Source organism: Desulfotruncus arcticus DSM 17038 (assembly GCF_900113335.1).
GTDB lineage: Bacteria > Bacillota > Desulfotomaculia > Desulfotomaculales > Desulfallaceae > Desulfotruncus > Desulfotruncus arcticus.
On the sequence record NZ_FOOX01000006.1, the window covers coordinates 157,985 to 178,344 of the forward strand.

The 20,360-nt window shown below is 51.8% G+C and carries 19 protein-coding genes and 2 riboswitches; of the genes, 7 read left to right on the forward strand and 12 right to left on the reverse strand.

The window, feature by feature from the left end:
• From BM056_RS10025 to BM056_RS10050, 6 genes are all read right to left on the reverse strand, one after another.
• Positions 1 to 972, reverse strand: coding sequence for an AAA family ATPase (locus tag BM056_RS10025; RefSeq protein ID WP_092471264.1), 972 nt, complete (start codon positions 970 to 972; stop codon positions 1 to 3).
• A 1-nt stretch (position 973) separates the two neighbouring features.
• Positions 974 to 2,527, reverse strand: a complete 1,554-nt coding sequence (locus BM056_RS10030) for a hypothetical protein (RefSeq protein ID WP_092471266.1) — start codon at positions 2,525 to 2,527, stop codon at positions 974 to 976.
• A 3-nt stretch (positions 2,528 to 2,530) separates the two neighbouring features.
• Entirely contained in the window at positions 2,531 to 3,340 is an 810-nt protein-coding gene (locus BM056_RS10035) for a hypothetical protein (protein ID WP_131820752.1), read from the reverse strand.
• Entirely contained in the window at positions 3,333 to 5,393 is a 2,061-nt protein-coding gene (locus BM056_RS10040; RefSeq protein WP_092471270.1) for a DUF8726 domain-containing protein, read from the reverse strand. Before BM056_RS10040 ends, BM056_RS10035 begins: the two co-directional genes overlap by 8 nt.
• A 15-nt stretch (positions 5,394 to 5,408) precedes the next feature.
• Positions 5,409 to 6,713, reverse strand: coding sequence for a DUF4430 domain-containing protein (locus tag BM056_RS10045; protein ID WP_092471272.1), 1,305 nt, complete (start codon positions 6,711 to 6,713; stop codon positions 5,409 to 5,411).
• A gap of 136 nt (positions 6,714 to 6,849) precedes the next feature.
• A riboswitch (cobalamin riboswitch) is annotated at positions 6,850 to 7,091 on the reverse strand.
• A 42-nt stretch (positions 7,092 to 7,133) separates the two neighbouring features.
• On the reverse strand, positions 7,134 to 7,961 hold the full coding sequence (locus tag BM056_RS10050; RefSeq protein ID WP_238456397.1) for an adenosylcobinamide amidohydrolase: 828 nt from the start codon (positions 7,959 to 7,961) through the stop codon (positions 7,134 to 7,136).
• 38 nt (positions 7,962 to 7,999) lie between these two features.
• A riboswitch (cobalamin riboswitch) is annotated at positions 8,000 to 8,207 on the reverse strand.
• Positions 8,208 to 8,662: 455 nt separating this feature from the next.
• On the opposite strand from BM056_RS10050, the gene BM056_RS10055 reads away from it, so the two are divergent.
• From BM056_RS10055 to BM056_RS10090, 7 genes are all read left to right on the forward strand, one after another.
• Positions 8,663 to 9,751 (forward strand): TDT family transporter, encoded by a 1,089-nt coding sequence (locus BM056_RS10055; protein WP_092471274.1) that lies wholly within the window; start codon positions 8,663 to 8,665, stop codon positions 9,749 to 9,751.
• Between the two features lie 291 nt (positions 9,752 to 10,042).
• Entirely contained in the window at positions 10,043 to 11,263 is a 1,221-nt protein-coding gene (gene tsaA, locus BM056_RS26840; protein ID WP_238456406.1) for a tRNA (N6-threonylcarbamoyladenosine(37)-N6)-methyltransferase TrmO, read from the forward strand.
• A gap of 443 nt (positions 11,264 to 11,706) precedes the next feature.
• Positions 11,707 to 12,783, forward strand: coding sequence for an acetylserotonin O-methyltransferase (locus BM056_RS10070; protein ID WP_238456398.1), 1,077 nt, complete (start codon positions 11,707 to 11,709; stop codon positions 12,781 to 12,783).
• A gap of 68 nt (positions 12,784 to 12,851) precedes the next feature.
• A complete protein-coding gene (locus BM056_RS10075) occupies positions 12,852 to 13,688 on the forward strand; it encodes a metal ABC transporter permease (RefSeq protein ID WP_092471276.1) in 837 nt (278 codons plus the stop codon).
• 19 nt (positions 13,689 to 13,707) lie between these two features.
• A complete protein-coding gene (locus tag BM056_RS10080) occupies positions 13,708 to 14,577 on the forward strand; it encodes a metal ABC transporter substrate-binding protein (RefSeq protein ID WP_092471278.1) in 870 nt (289 codons plus the stop codon).
• Between the two features lie 9 nt (positions 14,578 to 14,586).
• Positions 14,587 to 15,318 carry a metal ABC transporter ATP-binding protein gene (locus BM056_RS10085; RefSeq protein ID WP_238456399.1) on the forward strand — a complete coding sequence of 244 codons (732 nt, stop codon included), beginning with the start codon at positions 14,587 to 14,589 and terminating at the stop codon, positions 15,316 to 15,318.
• Between the two features lie 115 nt (positions 15,319 to 15,433).
• Complete coding sequence (locus tag BM056_RS10090) at positions 15,434 to 16,048, forward strand: class I SAM-dependent methyltransferase (protein WP_092471282.1); 615 nt, start codon at positions 15,434 to 15,436, stop codon at positions 16,046 to 16,048.
• On the opposite strand, the gene BM056_RS10095 is transcribed toward BM056_RS10090, so the two are convergent.
• The 6 genes from BM056_RS10095 to BM056_RS10120 all read right to left on the reverse strand — a co-directional run bounded on the left by BM056_RS10095 (position 16,032) and on the right by BM056_RS10120 (position 20,324).
• The gene (locus BM056_RS10095; RefSeq protein ID WP_092471284.1) at positions 16,032 to 18,503 is read right to left on the reverse strand and encodes a heavy metal translocating P-type ATPase; all 2,472 of its coding nucleotides are present in this window, start codon (positions 18,501 to 18,503) and stop codon (positions 16,032 to 16,034) included. The two genes, BM056_RS10090 and BM056_RS10095, sit on opposite strands and share 17 nt — an antisense overlap.
• A 47-nt stretch (positions 18,504 to 18,550) precedes the next feature.
• Entirely contained in the window at positions 18,551 to 18,751 is a 201-nt protein-coding gene (locus tag BM056_RS10100; protein ID WP_092471286.1) for a CopZ family metallochaperone, read from the reverse strand.
• A 15-nt stretch (positions 18,752 to 18,766) separates the two neighbouring features.
• The gene (locus BM056_RS10105) at positions 18,767 to 19,156 is read right to left on the reverse strand and encodes a metal-sensitive transcriptional regulator (RefSeq protein WP_274377536.1); all 390 of its coding nucleotides are present in this window, start codon (positions 19,154 to 19,156) and stop codon (positions 18,767 to 18,769) included.
• A 93-nt stretch (positions 19,157 to 19,249) separates the two neighbouring features.
• On the reverse strand, positions 19,250 to 19,594 hold the full coding sequence (locus BM056_RS10110) for a phage holin family protein (protein WP_092471288.1): 345 nt from the start codon (positions 19,592 to 19,594) through the stop codon (positions 19,250 to 19,252).
• 15 nt (positions 19,595 to 19,609) lie between these two features.
• Positions 19,610 to 19,852 (reverse strand): hypothetical protein, encoded by a 243-nt coding sequence (locus BM056_RS10115; protein ID WP_131820754.1) that lies wholly within the window; start codon positions 19,850 to 19,852, stop codon positions 19,610 to 19,612.
• A 55-nt stretch (positions 19,853 to 19,907) separates the two neighbouring features.
• Positions 19,908 to 20,324 carry an SHOCT-like domain-containing protein gene (locus BM056_RS10120; protein ID WP_092471290.1) on the reverse strand — a complete coding sequence of 139 codons (417 nt, stop codon included), beginning with the start codon at positions 20,322 to 20,324 and terminating at the stop codon, positions 19,908 to 19,910.
• Positions 20,325 to 20,360 lie beyond the last annotated feature (36 nt).

The window sequence follows — 20,360 nt, forward strand, 5'->3', positions numbered from 1 at the left end:
CTATTTCACCTGCCGCAATATTTCCTCTATAATCGCATCGGCATCCACCTGATCCGCCCCGGCCCGGAAGTTCAGGAAAATGCGGTGGCGCAGGCAGGGGTAGGCCATAACTTTGATATCCTCATAAGAAACATTATAGCGGCCCAGGGCCAGGGCCCGTATTTTGGCCGCAACCAGCATGGACTGCGCCCCCCGGGGACTGGCGCCACAGGTTATGTAATCCTTGACCAACTGCAACCGGCTGTGCTCGGGATGGGTGGCCAGCATAATTTTCAGAGCGTAGTGCTTTACGTCCGCGGCCACCGGCACTTCCCGGGCAATTTGCTGCATTTGCAGAATTTGTTCACCGGTGGCCAGTTTCTTGACCAGGGGCTCCCGGGAGCCGCCCACCGTAAGGTCCATTATCCGTGACAAGTCATTTAACTCCGGTAAAAAAATCTTCAGCTTGAACATAAACCTGTCCAGCTGCGCTTCGGGCAGGGGATAGGTACCCTCCATTTCCAGCGGGTTTTCGGTGGCCAACACAAAGAAGGGATCGGGCAGGGGATAGGATGTGGCGCCCACTGTTACGGTTTTTTCCTGCATGGCTTCCAAAAAGGCGCTCTGGGTTTTGGGGGTGGCCCGGTTGATTTCATCGGCCAGCACCAGGGAGTGAAAGATGGGGCCCTTTTCAAAGGAAAAGCCCAGTTCGCCTTGGTTTTTATGCATTATCACCGTACCGATAATATCCACCGGCATCAGGTCCGGGGTGAACTGAATGCGGGAGAAGGAAAGATCCAGCACCCGGGCCAGAGTTTTTACCAGCTGAGTCTTGCCCAGGCCCGGCGCCCCTTCCAGCAGCACATTGCCACCGGCAATAATGCCGGTTATAACATGTCTGATTATCTCCTCCTGCCCCATGATCAGCTTGCCCACTTCCCGTTCCATGGCGGTAAAGTGTTCTTGAAAATTTCTGATGAGATTTTGCTTCATTTCAATTTCCCCCGTTTAATTGCGTAAAATATTCCCTGACCAGTTCCCGCCTTGGCAGGGGTATCGGGTATTTTAAAACGTACTCCATACCCGCTTCCCCGAATTCCGCCCGCGCCCGGGCCAGGGCCGGCAGTTCCCCGGTTTCCGCCGGCACCCCGTCGGCGATTTTATCCGCCATGCCGCCTTCCGCTCCCAGCTGCCCCTGCACCCGGGAAAGCGGAGCGTCCTCTTCACCCGGCCGGGTGGCCTGTTCTTGCCTGGCCACCTCGCCGAATGAGCCTTCGCCGCCGCTCTCGCCGGAAGCCTTGCCGCCGCCTCCCCCCACACCCCGGGAGCTGCCGCCGGAATGGCCGCCCGGCCCCCCGGCGGCCAGGTCGCCGCCGGAAGCGCCCGTGGTTTCGGCGCGGCTGTAGTCACTGGTTGTTCCGGCGGCAAAGGCGGCCAGCCGGTCCTCGCCGCCGGGACTTTTTATACCGTCGTCTGCCCGGGCCAGCAGCCTTTCCTTGCTCTGCTGCAGCGCCAAGTCAACTTTTTCTTCCAAAGCGGACATTTCGCCCGGGTCAGCCATAGAACGCAGCACTTCCTGCAGTTTTTCGCCCGTCAGGGCTTTGTTCTGCAAAACAGTTTGCAGCCGGGCCAGTTCGTCCCTGGCCCCGGAGGAAAGGTCACTGCCCGCCGCCTGCTGCAAATTAGCAAGCATGGCTTGCTGCTCCCGGTCTGTAAATTGGCTTGCGGCACTCAGCTTGACGGCCCGGTCCAGGTCCCCCGACCTTAAGGCTCCCTGCAGCTCCCGGTGCCCGGTTCCCACACCTTCAAAAATACCGGCCAGACTTTGCATAATCTCATCCTGGTTGGCGGCCGGCCGGCTCAGTTCCTTTTGCGCCGCCGCCACCTCGGCGGCGGCAAGGTCAAAATCACTGGCGCGGCTCAACCGGCGCTCCAGCGTTTTTAAAGCAGACAATATTTGTTCGTTATTTTCCCGGTCATTTTCCGTGCCCGGCAATTCCTCCCGGATTTTTTTGATTTTTTCCGCTTCCTTCTGCAGCTCCCTGCTGATCTCTTCCCGCTCCCCGGCCGCCTGCCGCGTTTCCGAAGGCAGAAAGTAGATGCCCCAGGACAGCACAATGAGTATGGCGGCGGCCAGCACCTTTTTGCCGTTAATGCTTAACTTATACCGGCCCAGGGGGTTAACATTTTGCACGGCATCCTCCACTTCTTCCCGGAAAACTTCCCCCAGGGGGAATTCCCGGCCGCGGTATTCCAGATAGGTTGTCAGCCGCTCCTCCAGGCCCAGCCGGTCCCCGGCCGCCGCCGCCTGTTTCAAACCGGGCTGGCTAAATAATCCCGCGGCCAGGGCCAGGGCCATCAGGGTACCCCCGGCATACAGGGCCTTGCCCGGCACGTCAAGCCAGGGATACAGGTGCGCCGATACGATGAAAATGAATAACACCCCTGCGGTGACCAGCAGGCCGTCGGTCAGCCGGCGCAAAACATTTTGCAGCCACAGCTTCCGGCGCAGTTTTAGCAATAACAGGTCCAGGGGATGCTTGGGCACTGTTTACACCTCGCGATATACTTTGTTCAGGTTCCGCAGAGTAAGCAGCCAGAAGATTAAAATGGCCGGGCAGTAAAAGCACAGATTATACACCACCGGCGCCCAACCCACCTGGTTGGTGCCGCCTGTCTGTATGTATAGCAGGCCCGTGACGGTAAGCAGTGGGTTTAAGAAAAACAGGCCGGGAATATCCCTGTCAAAAACAGTTGTAAGCACCAGCTGCCCGTATTCATAATAAAAATAGAAAAAAACCGGGGTTAAAATAAGTGCGGTAAAAACCAACAACATTAGGAGAAAGCTTTGCCAGTTTTTGGGCAAACTGGTGGTACTCAGAAAAACGCGCACACTGAGAATAAATACCCCCCAGAGAACCTGAAGCACCAGCGGCCAGAGAAAATTCAGCATATTCAGACCGCCGGCAATAAAAATCAGTAAAATAAGGGGAACAGAGGCCAGCACAAAGATTGCCATCTGCCACAGCAGAGCGCCCAGGCAGCGGAAAACCGCTAAAGACGGCGGTTTAACCGGCAGCGATGGATTTGATTGTTCAATTGATAACCCGGTTAATTGTTCCACTTCCCAAAAGGGAACAACCAAGGAGAAAAGCAGCAGCTGAAAAGCAATGAAATACAGATAACCCAGCTCATAGTCGCCAGGGTTGTAGCCCTCCACCGGCAGGGCCACCATCAACAGGTAGCCGGTCAGAACCAGCGTCAATATGATTAAATAGGAAAGCATTAGGGTGATATTTCTGCTGCCCATGTCCAATACCCCTTTCCAGTGGAACGGTTCTGCACTTGCCTTGTCAGCCACTTGCCGGTGCTCTTTCAGCAGACTTATAGCCTTTAATTCCTATTTGCGGAATGATTATGCGCCCGCTGCCCTTTATTTTAATGGCCAGAGGGCCGCCACCGATGTAATCCTCCAGCGCGGCGCCCTGCAGCATGCCGGAAATCAGGGGTTCCCAGGCGCCCTGCCGGCGATTGAAAACCTCCAGTTTTATCTGCCCGCCCTCCACCCGGGAGTAAACCGATATTTCCCCGGCCCGCACCTCCGGGGGCAGCACGTAATAAACTGTCAGTTCTTCCCCTTCCCGCAGGTTATAATCATTTTTTATTACTGTAGAGGGATTCCGGCACTCCACCACGGGCTGTACCAGCCCCGGAGGCAGTGTTACCGCTCCCGGGCCGGTTTGCAGGGTCACGGGGAAAACCCGGAGGGCCAACTCTTCAACTTTCCGGGACTTGCCGTTGATGGTCAGTTCTTTTTGGCCGCGGCTAAAACCGAACATTTTGCACCCGGTGCCGTCACCCGCCGCCTGGTAAAAGTAATACTTAAACAGTTCCAATTGGTAGTTGTCCATTTTCCCCGCCCGGGATACGGCATCCAGGAAGTTATAGTCGCCCAGGTTGAGCAGAGCATGCTCCAAACGATATTTAAACTCCACCCTGCCCCTGCCTTCCAGATCCCCGAGGCCGACAACGGTATCCCCCACCAGCAGAAAGCAGTTAACCAGGTCGCAAGCCAGGGGATTTTCAATTTCCCCGGTCAATAGATCCCCGTCCAGGCCCAACTGCAGGTTAGGGTTTTTCCCCGGCGCCGTCCCCCGGCTGTACAGATAGTGGGGTCCGGCGTCATCATAAGCAATGGTGGTCTCCAGGGGGTCAATACTAAACTTCCCCGCCCCCGCTTCCTGTATTAAGTACGTTCCCGGCAGCTGCACCTCTAATTGTTGCTGCCGGTATGGATAAATATTGGTCAGGGAATATGAAGCATCGTCATCCCCGTGAATTTGCACGCCGGCGCATACGGCTTTACTTCTGTATAATCCGCCGGACCAGGCAAGCAGGCAGAAGATCATTGCAAACCCCGCAACAATGGCCGGAACCGCCCACCAGGGCCTCCCCCGCCAGAAGATACACGCGCCCAGCAAAAGGAGGTAAACAACGGCCAGAGCCAGCAGAAACAGTACCGCATAACCTGAAGGCTGCAGCAGGCGTTCAGCCACCGGCTGCAGTTCTCCGGCGGCTGCGGCCTGTTCGGTGATTCTCGCACCATTGATTAATCTGGCCAGCCCTGCGGCGGTGATATATTGTTCAAGGGCTTGGGCCACCCCGGACGGGTCGTCACTCCCCGCCGGGCTAAAGGGCAGGGCCGCCGCGCAGCCATAACCGGTGGGTTCTGCTCCGTCCAAGCGGGCGAACATACCCGTCAGGTTTTTATAGCCGTACCGGCCCGTTCCCACCAGGGCCAGCCCTCCCCCGGACAGCCAGCTCCGCAGCAGTTCCTCTTGATCCGCGGCTAAATTGCCGGTATTAAAATTATCCAATACGATTAGATTGATATTCTGCATTTCCGCCGGGGTAAAATGGAAATTCTCGTCCATATTTACCGTCAGCACATCTTTTCCGGCCGTTAAAGGCGCATTCAATCCTCTGACATAATAAAGCTCTGCCGGGGTATCGCTGAGCAATCCCACCAAAACAGCATTGGCGGGCGCAATTTCCAGGGGTACCCGGCGGCCGGCAATAACTTTACCATCGTGATCATCAAAGCTGATTGTTATGGCCCGGTCTTGATTCAACACCAGCACGGAAAAGGGCAGCATTTTGGTTGTTCCCGCCGGCAGGTCAACCCGGTGCCGGTATAATCTTGCACCTGCCGCAACGGTTACGGTGCCTTCAACATCCTGCCCCCCCGACTCCAGAGTCACCCGCACCGGGTTAATGCCCCCTGCTTTACACTTGCCGGCGAAACCGGTCTCGGCGGAAATGGCGACAGGGGCTGATGCATAAGCGCTTCCCCCGGCAAGCAGCCATACAACCATAATAACCAGATAAATAAGTATAAGATTGTTTTTATGCATAGGCCCCTCTGCTTCCTAGTTCATAAAAGGTACATTTTCCACGCCGTTTTTGGTTACTACGGCCCCGAAAAACTGGGTGATGGAGGACGGGTCATCCAACAATACATCCAGGGCCGATTGCACCCCGGCGTTACCGGTTCCCGTTACCAGCCAGGTTGGCTTGACACTGCCGATTCCCGGTGCAAAGGCGTAAATAGCCCCTGCCGTATCGTCAAAAGTCTTAACGGTTTGACCTTGTAAGTTCAGGGCCTGCATTTTCCCGTCGGCAAACTTAATGTATACACCGATAAACTTGCCTTTCAAATTGGTTTTTTGCAAGCTCTCACTGTCGGCGGACAATTCCCCCCAGGTGCCCAGCAAAATATAATATTTATCGGGGTTTTCCAGCACCGACGGGTTGTAAGCGGCTACATCTATTTCTTTGACCCCTTGTTCCAACAGGCTCTGTTTAAGTTTTTGCGCACCCTCCTTAAAGGGTTCCGTATACATGATAACTGTGCCGGGATTTTTCCCCCAAAAACCGCTTTTGAAAGGCTGAGGGTACGAGCCGATCACCGCCGGAATAAACATAGTGACGTCCCAGTTATGGTAATCCCACCAAATTTCATCCCCGGGTTGAGGACGGTATTCGGCAACGCCCACCGGGGCCAGAATACCGTTGACCCAATAGAACCAGTCCAATTTTTTTCTCTCCGCACCGGTATAAAAGGTGTACTTGGATTCCACACCGTTAATGGCATTGACAAATCCCCCTCCGTAAGCGGTTTGGATATCCAGATTCCGGAACATCACTTCCATGCCCACTTCGTCTTTAACCAGCCCCACCTTGCGGCCGAACATTTTGGTGTGACCGTAATTTTGGGTAACAACCAAATTTACCTGATAGGGGCTTTCAATATCTCCGGTAGCCTGATAAGAACCGGAATTGGCATCGGCCGGAGTACCCTCTTGATATTTAATTTCTCCCTGTACCGGGCCTTGGTAGCCTTTGTATAATTCCCGGTCCAAGGATACACCGGCTTGCTCTTGGGGCGGTTCCTTATTATCAGCAGCCACCGGTTCTTTATCGGAAGCACCGGCGCTGGCAGTATCTTCCTTATCTCTCGCCGCAGCGGTTTCCCTGGAATCTCCGGCTGCTGTTGCTTCAGGATTTTCCCCTTCACTGTTGTCCAAATGCCCTTCTTTTTCACTTGCCATTACGGTTTTTTCTTCCGACTGTTCTGACAAATTGGTGACTACCCCGGCATCCTTGTCCGCACAAGCAGCAACAGAAAACACTATCAGCAGCAATAGTAAAACAATGGTTAACTTTTTAAACAAACTGATCACCTCTCTGATTCTGCCGGTTACCTGTAATTAAAAAACCCCGGTCTACCAGGAGACCGGGGAAAAATGGGAGATTTGCCGGACAAAATCCAGCACAAATAAAACCTTATTCCTATCACCCGCAGGCACTGGCAGCATAACCAAACAGGCAGGTCTCCTGGCTCAGGTTCACCGGAATATCACGTCTTCCCATCCAGCATTCAGTGGCAGTTATGATAATCGCAACAGCAATTATATACTGTTTAGCGCCGGACAGTGACCTGGTGTAAAATTCCTTCCCATTACAGTGGCGGGGACCGCGACGGATTTGCACCGGACTTCCCTTTTAAACCTTAACCTCTCCGGTTAAGCACCTGTTTGTTCCTTTTATTAAGTTTTTAAGCACAAGCGAGAACCAGTTTTTTTTATTCCAAATTAATTCACCAATTTGCCCTTGCTTTTCATAACATATTCCCCGGCACCGGACAGTGAGATATAACTTGCCACGCCCTGGATTATAGCTTCGGAAACAGTCCGCCCTATAAAATACCCTAAATCCGTAGCGGTACCGGCATAAGACAGGGCTCGCCCTTTACCGGTGCAGGCAACGACCAGGGAATCTGTGGTAGTGCCCGTAACCAGTTCTCCATCAGGGAGGCAAACATTGGCCTTGAATAAAGCTCTTGTTTTTGCCTCCGTGGCGGTTATTACGACGTTAACCATGGCAGAGGCTGTAAGATTTCCGTCAATTAACAAAATAAGATTAATTGTTCCGTATTTTTGTTGGTTAATTACTTTACCGATAGGTAAACCCGCTACGCCCGGATTGCCTATTCCCGCTGTGCAAAAAGTTGCTACGGAAAGCCCCTGATGATTTACGTGACTTAAAAAGGTATGGGTGATACTTACAGACGTCATCATGCCCAAAACATCTTTTTCCAACCCCAAGCTTGCAGCTACTTTTGCCAAATCCTGTTCGGGATTATTACCGTTATAGTCTTTATCCACGGTATGGTTAATAATGTATCTGGCCCGGCGCAAATCTGCCCCCAGTACGGCAGAACTTAGTACTGTTAACGGATTGTCAGACGAAATGACAAATGTGTTACTGCCGTGAATATAAAAGTTAATTCCCGGAATAGAAACTTGTTTTTTAAAACAGGTTATTTCTTCTAACAAAATTGTACCTCCTATTGCGCAAGCATCAAAAAACCCGGCCTGCACAGGCCGGGTATAATCGGTATCTACTATGGTAAAAGCCATAAAAAATACCCCCTACCCCTATCTACCCGTAGGCGCTGCTGGTACCTAACAAACAGGCAGGTCTCCTGGCTCAGGTTCACAGAAACCTTACGTCTTCCCATCCGGCACCCATCTTGCAAAATGCTGAACAGTGACTCTGTGTAAGATCTCTCCCCATAACAGTGGCGGGGACCGCGCCGGATTTACACCGGCTTCCCTTTTAAGTTTTTACCCTTCCGGTAAAACACCTGTTTATTTATACTTATGAAATTTAAGCTAAATTAAGCTGTTAATGTAATGAACATAGCATAATTAAGTCATAGTGTCAACATTACCCGCAAATGTGACCGGCCGCTTGAAGATGCTTTTTCCTTTCCTACCTTCCCACCACATCAGTTTCTTATAGCAATCTATTTAAATCTTCCGCTTTTCCCTTAGCTCTTTTAACTCATGATTTCTTTTACTTAGTATAAATTATATTATTGTTGCATCTCTTAGTAAATAAGTAAACTATTGGAATTAAACAGCTACTTATTAAAAAATAAATAATAAAGAATTAGTTAACATATTAATATTATAATGCTATAATACTTTCTAATGAACGTACGTAAACAATCTAAGGTGTATTGTTTATGAAGGAAAAGGCAGCGACGCTGATGCAAATTGAACATGACAAAAACTTTCGGCCCCAAGCTACATCATTAATATAGGAGCATTGACTAATGAACAGCTTATCCTTAATTACTAAAAACTTTGCCCCCTCCTGGTTTGCCAGCGTTATGGGCACAGGTATATTGGCAATCACCAGTTTTTATTATGCCCGTTTTAGCATTTATCTGGAATACCTGTCGATTGCGCTATGGATTTTTAATATGCTGTTATTTGCCGTACTGTTTGTTTTTTGGACATTAAGGCTGGTTCTGTACCGACAGGAGTTCATAAATGATTTGCGGGAACCGGTAACCGGGCAATTTTTTGCCACTATGCCCATTGCCTGCCTGGTGTTGGTTGCCGACCTGCTGGTTATTGGCTCAGGGCACTGGGATACCGGTCTGGTTGTCGGTTTGGCCAAGTTCTTTTGGCTGCTGGGGGTTGTATTGGCTCTACTGCTAGCGATAATTATTCCCCTGCTGAATTTTATCAACCAGGAGGTTAGAATTGAACAGGTCAATCCAGCCTGGTTTATGCCGCCGGTAAGTTTGATCGTTATACCGGTTCCCGGAGCCAAGCTGGTTTCTTACTGGCCCGATGCCTGGCAGCAAACAATGCTGATATTTAATTATGTATCCTGGAGCTGTGGTTTTTTCCTCTTCTTATTTTTGGAAGCCATTTGCTTATACCGGTTCTTTTGCCGCCCGCCGCTGCCGGGAGCATTGGCGCCCACCGCATGGATTAATCTTGGTCCAATTGGTGTTGGTACCATTGCTCTTTCAGGTTTGGGAACAGCCGGCGTCCCTTATTTAGGCGACCTGGTAACGCCGGTGGTTAACTTGCTGGCCCTTTTGTTGTGGGGGTTTGGTTTTTGGTGGTTGATCTGCGCAATATGCTTAACCATTTACTATCTCCGGCGCAGCAGCTTGCCTTTCTCCCTGGCCTGGTGGGCATTCACCTTCCCGCTGGGGGCTTACGCAGCCGCCACTTATACGGTAGCCTCTTTTTTAAACTCACCTGTTATTTATTTATATGGTTTTATTTGTTTTCTACTGTTATTGTTCATCTGGTCGGTGGTGATAATAAAAACTTTGGTTGGGGTAATCAACGGAAAGATTTTGGCCAAACCCGGCCCCCCCAAGGCAGCCTTGCGCAGTTAAGACTCAGACTTGGCTCAGACACAATTGCCCACCCCGGTTGTTTTGCAAGCTTTGAGTGGAAAACCTACCGGTAGGTCCTGCTAAGTTATACAGCAGAAATTTTTTTTAATTTAATTGCAGGAGTTTTTTATCACATGTAAAATAAATAAATATAACAATAACATACTTATTCATAGATAGTGTTAACTATTAAAACAAGGCCACGAAGACCTTTTTTCCGGCTCGAAGGTTGGAAAGAATGTTTATTGTGGCTTTTTTTATTATCTAATGGGAGGTGGTTTTTTGGAATTAGTGCCGATAGGGGTTGTTCACAGTCCGTATAAGTCAAAGGGAGATGCACCTTTTCAGGGCCGTTTTTCCAAAGAAACAATGGAATTGGAGATTTATCCGGAATATGCTGCAGGGCTGAAAGATATAGAAGAGGCAACTCATTTAATTGTTCTGTACTGGTTTGACCGGGCGCGGCGGGATACCCTGCAGACCAAAACTCCGCACGACTCGGAGGTTCACGGTGTATTTGCCTGCCGTTCACCTTCCCGCCCCAATCCTATAGCCTTTTGCGCAGCCGAGTTATTAAGCCGGGAAGGCAACCGTTTAATGGTGCGAGGCATGGAAGCGCTAGACGGCAGCCCTCTGATAGACATAAAACCTTATTCTGCTCAAATAGACAGCATTCCCGGTGCACGCATAGGCTGGTTTGATAAAAGTAAAAGTAGAGGAGGCAGGAAAATGACTAAAATGATCGTCTGTGGTCGTGGAGGCAGTGGCAAGAGCACAGTGGTAACCCTTTTGGCCAAGGCATTAGGCGAACTGGGCAAGGTTTTGGTAGTGGACACCGATGAATCCAATCTGGGCCTGTGTAAGATGCTCGGCCAGGAACCGCCGGAGATGAGTTTAATGGGCTCCCTGGGCGGTAAATCTGTGGTGCGGGAAAAGCTTTTAGCATCCCTGCAGCAACAAAACGGTGAAAAGGTAACTTTTTTCAAAGATGATTTATCTTTGGAGGCTTTACCTCCTGCCTGCGTTAGTTGGAATGGACCGGTGGGTAATTTACGCATTGGGAAAATTGAGCACAACATGGAAGGCTGCGCTTGCCCCATGGGCTCAATAACACGCTCATTGTTAAAAGAACTTCAAGTAAGTGAAAACCAGTGGGTTATAGCGGACACAGAAGCCGGTGTGGAACATTTCGGGCGTGGTATCCTCGAAGGGGCAGACGCCGTATTAATGGTCGTAGACCCTTCTTATGAGTCGGTTTTGCTGGCTGAAAAGGCCAAGGGCCTGACTGAAGAGGCTCATAAAAAATTCTTCGTTATCTTAAACAAGGTTGATGAGTCCACAGAACCTACTTTGCGCCAGGAATTATCCCGGCGGGGGATAGAGATCGATTTTACTTTAGGCTATTCCCAGGATATTAGCCGGGCCAACCTTGTGGGAGATGCGCTGGATGTGAATATACAACGGGAGAACATGAATAAGTTAGTTGACAAAATAATTAAACCGGGCAGTTAAAAAAAATTTAGGGGTTATTTCCATGGAAATAACCCCTAAAAGGAGTGAACTGTAAAAGCAATGAAAATTTCAATTCTGTATTTCAGCCGGACAGGCAATACACAGAGAATGGCAGAGGTCAGGTTTGTAGGCTTGACAAATTTATTTTTTTGTTATAAGTTCATTACGTAGAGGGATGATTGAATCATTCCGGCAACGGAAACAACCACGAAGGTGTAAGCTTTAAGCAGAAAGCGCCAATTCGTGGTTTTATAATTTCATCAGATTGATTTATGATGCCATGAAGGTATTGGCCCGCTGGTAGGGCCGGTTCATTCATGGCATTTTTTATGCTGGTAAAAAGGTTTACATTGTCAGAGCCTTTTAACCTCCTTAAATAGTTCTGTTGCCGGTCTGAAATGTACGTTTTAAAAATGTAAAAAATAACAAGGACGGTAAAATCATTGGACAGTTATTTAAAAAACGAGCCCGGCACAAACGCCAAACCACTCATGGAGATATTGCATGACTGTGCGGACGGTTATAAAAAATTTGCCGCAATCAAGACGGCCGTGGAAATGGGTTTTTTTGAACAATTAACCGCCCCCCAGACTTTGGAAGAACTCGCAAAAACACTGCGCACCGACCCCCGAGTGACCGCCAACCTATGCCGGATTCTGGTATCACTGGACTTGGTCGACCAGGAAAACGACTGTTTTAAAAATACAGCCCTGAGCAACACTTATTTAACAGCCGGCTCTCCCCTGTGCCAGCGCGAAGTCATCCAAAACCTGGCCAACGGTTTAAAGCTATGGGAGCAATTAACCGGCATACTTGAAAGCGGACCTCTTGTCGCCAGTGAAGAACAGTACTTCGCCAACAACTTGATTCATTCACTGGCGCGGGAAGCACTGTGCGGGGAACTGCAAAGAACGGTCGGCCTTGTAACCAGGTTTGCAGAGTTTAAAAAGGCCAAAAAACTGCTTGATCTGGGCGGAGGGCACGGGTTGTACGCCATCGCCTTCGCCGCGGCCAACCCCGATATCCGGGCCTATGTTTATGACTTCCCGGACGTTGCCAAAGACACGCGCCGGTACATAAGGGAATTCCGGGCCAACCGGGTGGAAGTGATCCAGGGCAATTTCTTTCAAGACAACCTGGGTGAAGGCTATGACGTCGTGTTCTTTTCCTCCAATCCCGGGGGTAAGAACCCCCGCCTGGTGGCCAAGATATACTCTTGTTTGAATGAAGGCGGTCTTTTTATAAACAAACACTGCTTCTACAGCCCGGAGGAGTCTTCAAAAAGCGCGCTGCTGGACATGGAATGGAGCCTGACTAAATTTGCCGGCGTGGCCAAAGAAAACCGCGTGTACTCCTTTGCCGGGGATCTGTTTTTTGAAGACTACCTGGATTTATTGCAGGAATATTTCAATATTTTAGAGATTTACCCGGCTCAGGATTTTGCCGGTTACCCGCTGTCGAAAATCGGCGATGCGCTGGATTCAAAGACTATTATCGGCACCAAAAAAAGCAGGGTATAGCGAGACGGCATCCTATCGCACATTTGCGGCAGAAAGTTTTAATACCCAACCGGCGGGAGTTGAGTAAAATGGATTTCTCCATACTGCAATACGAATTTATGCAAAACGCCATTCTGGCCGGCTGCCTTGGCGGCGCGGCTTGCTCTCTCATCGGCGTGCTGGTGGTAACCATGAATCTTTCCTTCATCGGGGTGGCCATTGCCCACGCGGCTTTCGCCGGCGCCCTGCTGGGAACTCTGTTAGGCTTCAGTCCTGAAGCCGGAGCTTTTATATTCAGCCTGGCGGCGGTGGCCATTATCGGCCCCCTCGCCGACCGGGGGGAATTAAATACCGACACTCCCATAGGCATTGTATTCTCCCTGACCATGGGACTGGCCTTCCTGTTCATGGGCGTTATCCCGGGGCCCAAAACAGACGCTCTGGAACTGCTCTGGGGCAGCATACTCACTGTTACCCGCCCCGATTTGTTCTTGCTGTCCGTTGTGGCTTTCATTATCGTGCTGCTCATAGCATTGTTTTTCAAAGAAATACAGGCGGTTATCTTTCACCGTGAACTGGCGCTGGCCATAGGGCTGCCGGCCAATCTGATCTTTTACACCCTGCTGGTTTTAACCGGTTCGGCCATTACGGTATCCCTGGGCAGCATCGGCGGTCTGCTTGTCTTCAACTTAATTCTCAACCCCGCCGCGGCGGCGTACCAGTTAACCTACAGCTTGCGCAACATGTTCATTTTTGCGGCGTTGTTCGGTGTTCTTTCAACCTGGCTGGGTCTCGTATCTTCCTACCTGCTTCATTGCCCCAGCGGCGCCGCCATCGTGCTGGTCTCCACGCTGATATTCATTGCCGCCACCGTTTTTTCACCCAAGCGCAGGGTAAAAAAATGGCCGGTCAAGAATAATTATTAAAAAACTGGAGGTGTTTTTGATGAGGAAAAGAAATTTAATGCTGTTTTCGTCACTGGTCGTCATTATGGCGTCCTTATTATCGGCCGGGTGCGGCAACAGCGGCGCCGCCAGCGACACCGGGGACGCCCGGCAAGCCGAACCGCTGCAGATTGTGACCACCACTTCTTCAATAGCTGAAATCGTGAATTCCGTAGCCGGGGACAAGGCGGAAATAATCAACTTGGTCCCGCCCGCCACCTGTCCGGGGCACTTTGACGTAAAACCAGAGGACATGAAGGTACTGGCTGACGCAGATCTTTTTATGCTGCACAACTGGCAGGGTGAAAAGTTCAGCGACAGCATGATTAAATCAGCCGCCAACACCAACCTGGACAAAATAGTTTACGATATTGAAGGAAACTGGATAGCGCCGCCGGTAAGGATGGAAGCCATCGGCAGGATCACCGCCGACCTGGCGAAGGCGGCCCCGGAAAACGAAACATCCTTTCTTGAAGCGTCCAATAGGTTGAAAGAAGAAACGCAGCGTGTGGGAGACGAACAGAAAAAGCGCCTTGACGAGGCCGGTGTAAACAAGGTTAACGTGCTGGTGAACGATATGCAGGCCGGATTTGTAAAATGGACCGGATTTAACGTTATCGGGGTTTACGGCCGGGCTGAAGACATGTCCCCGCAGGATATAGATGATTTGATCAAGCTGGGGCGGGCAAATAATGTGACTCTGGTCGTCGACAACCTGCAAAGCGGCAAGGAGGCGGGTGTCGGCATCGCCAAGGAAATCGGCGCCGCCCAGGTTACTTTGAACAATTTTCCCGGCGGTATTCCGGATACCGACACCTGGGCCAAGGCCGTGACCAAAAACGTGGACCTGCTCCTGGCAACATTGCCTTAGGTGCACCCGGTGGCTGAGACAATTATCTCCCTGCAAAATGCAGTCGTGTCTTACCGGGAGGACGTGGCCCTGCAGGGAGTCACGCTGGAAATCCAAAGGGGCGAACTGGTGGGGATCTTGGGACCCAACGGCTCCGGTAAAACAACTATTCTCACCCTGGTAAACGGGTTGGGCAAGCTGCTGCAGGGCAATGTACGAGTGCTGAACCATGCCGCGGGCAGCAGCTTTCCGGCCACGCTGCGCAAGAAAATCGGCTACGTGCCTCAGGTGCACAACATCGACCCCAGGATGCCGGTTAGCGTTAAAGAAGTGGTCATGATGGGACGCTACGGCCAACTGGGAATGCTGCGCCGCCCCGGCGCCCCGGACCGGCAGATGGTGGAAAGCATGCTGCGCCTGGTGGGAATGACCCATTTGGCCGAACGCCCCATCGGGCATCTTTCAGGCGGCGAACAGCAGCGGGTGGCCATCGCCCGGGCCCTGGCCCAGGAACCGGATATTCTGCTGCTGGACGAACCTACGACCGGGCTCGACCGGCGGGCCAGAACGGAAATAATGCACATGGTGCATGAAATACACCGGGACCGCGGGCTAACCACTTTAATGGTCACCCACGAGCACAAAACAGCCGCCGCCTTGTGCAACAGGGTCATTTTAATGAAGGAAGGACGCGTCTGGGCTCATGGCCAACCACGTGAATTATTGCGTGAAACAGTTCTGAACCGGCTGTATGATCTGTAATTTTATAGAGACAATCGCAATTTCCATTAAACCGCGCGGGAGCGCATGCATTGACATGCAATTTGCCGAACTCTAGTTTTAGTTTTACATACACACAGACTCGGAGGTGGAATTTATGTCATCAAAGGACTATTTCGATGGAATGGCAGCCCGGTGGGACTCAATCATGGGACCGGAAGTGGCTGCCAAACTTCAAGCAATTCTGCAAGGGTGCGGTATTCCCAAAGGCGCCACGGTGCTGGACGTGGCCTGCGGCACAGGCATTTTAACCCCCATCCTGCTGGAATTGGTCGGGCAAGACGGTTCGGTAACAGGAGTGGACTTCGCTCCCCAAATGATTGAAAGGGCCAGGAGCAAAAACTTCAGCTCCAACGCGCGTTTTCTGGTGGCCGATATCATGGCGCTGGATGACGAAGACAACAGCTATGACTATGTCATTTGCAACGGGGCTCTGCCTCACTTTCCCGACATAAAGGGGGCCTTGCGAATAATGCATCGGGTGCTTAGAAACGATGGCCGGCTGATAATCTGCCACGCCGACAGCCGGGAGGAAATCAACGCCACCCACCGCCGCATCGGCCCCCCGGTTGCCGACGATTTATTGCCCACTGCCGCTGAACTCAAATACATGCTGGAAGATACCGGTTTCATAGATATCAGTTTTGCAGACAAACCTGACCGGTTCGTTTTTCTTGCCTTAAAGCATATTACTTCTACCGCTCGGGCTTGAAACGCTTGATCCGCAGGGCGTTGGACACCACCGACACGGAACTGAAAGCCATGGCGGTGCCGGCCACCACGGGACTTAAAAACCCCAGGGCGGCAACGGGAATACCGATGACGTTGTAGATTAACGCCCAGAACAGGTTTTGCCGGATGTTCCGGATAGTGGCCCGGCTGAGGGCAATGCTGTCCACCACGCTGCGCAGGTCGCCCCGGACCAAAACGATATCGGCGGCCTCGACGGCGACATCCGTTCCGCTGCCGATGGCAAACCCCACATCGGCTTCAGCCAGGGCGGGAGCGTCGTTGATTCCGTCGCCTACCATTCCCACCACCAACCCGCCGGCCCGCAGTTCGGACACTTTCCTGGCCTTGTCTCCCGGCAGCACCTGGGCCAGCACGCGATCTTCACTGATTCCCGCCGCCCTGGCGATAGCCCGGGCAGTCAGCAGATTGTCACCGGTGAGCATCCACACCTCAAGGCCCAGTTTGCGCATTAAAGCCACCGCCTCCACGGAGGTGTCCTTGATGCTGTCGGCCACCGCCAAAACAGCCGCCGGCAAACCGTCCAGAGCCATGAGCATGACTGTCTTGCCCTCGCTCTCCAGCCTTGCGATCTCGGTTTCGAAAAGTCCGGGCAACTCGATACCCTTCTCCCGCATCAGCCTGCCGGTACCCAGAAGGACATCCGTCCCGCCCACTTCAGCCTTAATGCCCCGGCCTGGAATCGCCGTGAAGGAAGTGACGGTTCCCATATCCCTGCCGGTGCCTGCTTTTTTAACCACCGCCTGGGCAACGGGATGTTCGGAACCTCTCTCCGCCGCGCCGGCCAGCTGCAGCAGATAGTCATCCCGGCCGTCAAATCCCGGGGCCGGGATCAGGTCGGTAAGGACCGGTTCTCCATGCGTGATGGTGCCTGTTTTATCCAGCACCACGGCAGTGACCCGGTGGGTCCGCTCCAGGTGTTCCCCGCCTTTAATCAGGATTCCGTATTCCGCTCCTTTGCCCGTCCCCACCATAATAGAAGTGGGAGTGGCCAGACCCAGGGCACAGGGGCAGGCGATTACCAGAACGGCGGTGAAGTTTAAAACCGCCCTGGTCACGTTGCCGGGATCGCCGATAAAATACCAGCCCAGGAAAGTAAGCACGGCAATACCGATCACCACGGGCACAAAGTAGCCGGAAATAACGTCCGCCATCCGCTGAATGGGCGCTTTAGAGCCCTGAGCTTCCTCCACAAAACGGATAATCTGCGCCAGGGCCGTGTCCCTGCCCACCCGCAGGGCTTCAAAACGAAAGGTGCCCAGCTTGTTCAAAGTAGCGCCGGTCACGGGGTCGCCTTCCTTTTTATCCACTGGCAGGCTTTCCCCGGTCAGCATGGACTCGTCCACCGTGGAACGCCCTTCTCTGATTACTCCGTCCACCGGCACTTTTTCTCCGGGGCGAACCACTACCAGATCCCCGACCGCCACCTCTTCCACCGGGATATCAACCTCGCTGCCGTCCCTAATCACCCGGGCGGTTTTCGCCTGCAGACCGGCCAGCTTTTTCAAGGCCTCGGAGGTTTTACCCTTGGCCCTGGCCTCCAGCATCTTACCCAACAGGATCAGGGTCAACAGCACGGCGCTGCTCTCGAAATAAACATGTTGCAGTCCCCACCGATGGCCCCAAAAGGTCACCACCGTGCTGTAAATATAAGCTGCGCTGGTCCCCATGGCCACCAGGACCGACATATTGGCGCTCCGGTTCCGCAAGGCCGTGTAAGCATCGCGGTAAAAGTGGTAACCGGCCACCAACTGCACCGGGGTGGCAAAGAAAAACTGGAACAGGGCGTTGTGCAGGATATGGGGAAAGAATCTTTCCAAGGGCGCCAGCATCCCCAGCATACCGGCAAATAGCGGGGCCGAGAAAACTGCCGCGAAAACAAACAGGAACAGCTGCCTTTTTATTTCCCTATCCCGCTGATCCTTTTCACGGTCGGTATTGTCATCATCAATTTTGCGCGCCTCGTAACCCAGCTTCGTCACGGCATTGACCAGGGCAGCGGCGCTGACCTGGTCGGGATAGTAGGCAACGGTGGCTTTTTCGGTGGCCAGGTTGACAGCGGCGCCCGCCACGCCGGGAAGCGCCTTCAATCCCTTCTCAACCCTGGCGGCGCAGGCCGCGCAGCTCATCCCGCCGATAGCCAGGTCCAGCTTTTCCTGCGGAACATCGAAACCGAACTGCCTGACTTTCTCAACCATTTGTTCCGGTTTTACCAGAGCGGGGTCATAGTCAACCGTGGCTTTTTCAGTCGCCAGATTAACCCGGGCGGCGCTCACCCCTTCCATCCCGGACAAGCCTCTCTCCAATCTGGCGGAGCACGCCGCGCAACTCATCCCTTTGACCGTGAATCCAATTCTGGACAGCTCCCGCTCGTTCCGCACGCACCGCCCGGAACAAACAGCATCATTTTCAGCCATGCAATGATACCTCTTTTCGGTTTAACAGTAAACATGCTTGATCAAAATCAGCTCTTTACTTCATACCCGGCCTTTGTCACTGCCTCAACCAGCTGTTCACGGGAGGCGCTGCCTGTCACCGTCAATTCCTTTTGTTCCAGATTCACTAAGGCTTCTTCCACGCCTGCTACTTCCCGCACCGCTTTTTCCACCGCCATCTTGCAGTGATTGCAGCTCATGCCTTCTACTTTTAATACTGTTTTATTCATACTTTTCAACCTCCGTTAATTTTTATTGATCAGCCTGGCAACCGTTTTCATTAATTCGGCTACAACCTCTTCGTCACCGGCAATTAACTGATCTTTAATGCAAGTTCTAAGGTGCTTCTCCAACAACAGCTTGGCCACTCCGTTCAGCGCGGACTGGGCCGAAGCAATTTGATTCAGGACATCGTCACAATATACTCCCTCTTCAATCATCCTTTTTATGCCGCGCACCTGTCCTTCAATGCGGTTAAGGCGGCTTGACAAATCCTGCACCGCTTTTTCGTCACGCCAGTGCCTGTGCTTGTTTTTTTCAGCGTTTTGACAACCCGGGCATTGTTTGGATCTTTGTTCTTCCAGTTCATTGTCACCTCCTGGAATTATAGTATACCCCCCTACCCTATATGTCAAGAATCATTATTGACATGTGCAGTTTAATAATTTTGGCCTGTACGCTGGCATCCTTATGCCAAGAAGAAAAAGAAGAAAAGTAAAAGGTTGGGCTTAATCTTTACGTCTCAGATTCCGCAATAGAAAATCAACCAGGGTAACCAAAACGGCGGTACCCAGCGCCGGCCAAAACCCCGCGACCTCGACACCCCGGGTCACTAGACTGATCAGCAGCACCATCAGGGCGTTGATAACCAGAGTGAACAGGCCCATAGTAATAAGGTTTAAGGGCAGAGAAAGCAGCATCAACCAGGGACGGATTAATAAACCCGCCAACGACATAACCAACCCCGCAACTAACGCTTCCAGCGCCCCGGCCAAATCCACGCCGGGTATAACCAGACCGGCCAGGCTAATTGAAACCGTATACAGGATAAACTGTAGTACCAGCTTTTTCATAATCCAAACCTTTCATTAAACCAAATCCACGGAAACCTCGACATCGCCGACATCCACATCCAAAAGCCGAAATTGCCTTTGGCGGCGCAACTGGCTTACAGATTCCCGGCCGGCATCCACCACAGCCATGGAGAAAATACCCATCGGCAACCGCTTTCCGCCGCGGAACCTGCCCCCGGCAATCTTCTCCCACAGCCAAACCAGGTCCGCAGCAGCATCCAGGGTCATTTCCAGCACCGGTAGAAACACCAGCAGCATAAACTTCCGTCCACCTTTTTTTCTAAACCGTACCATAAGAAATAAGCCATGGTGTTTATTCCACATAAACCTCCACCCGCACCTTTCCCTCGTCGGGATCGTCAACGTCTATGTCAACCAGCTTTTCATCCGAAACCAGACCCTGCTCGATAAGCAGGAGCAACTCTTCTATATCAATGCTGGCCAAATCAATGCCTTTTTTTTCCATCTCCCTGCGGGCCTCTTCGGGAATTAATTTCATACACATGACCGCCAAGCTGGAAAATACTTTGAGCAACTTCAGCGGAATGTTAACATTTACCTTTTTCACCTTGTCCCCGCTTACCCGTACCCGCAGGAATCTGCCGTCCCACGGGGCTACTGCTTTTACCCCGCTGTCCTCATTAAAAGCCTTGAGCAACTCCGCACCCTCAATGGCACTGATTTTACCCTCCTGGATCATTTCCAATACTTTTATAGTTTCATTATTCATTTAATTCATACTCCTTTCAGTTATGCCAAAAATAAA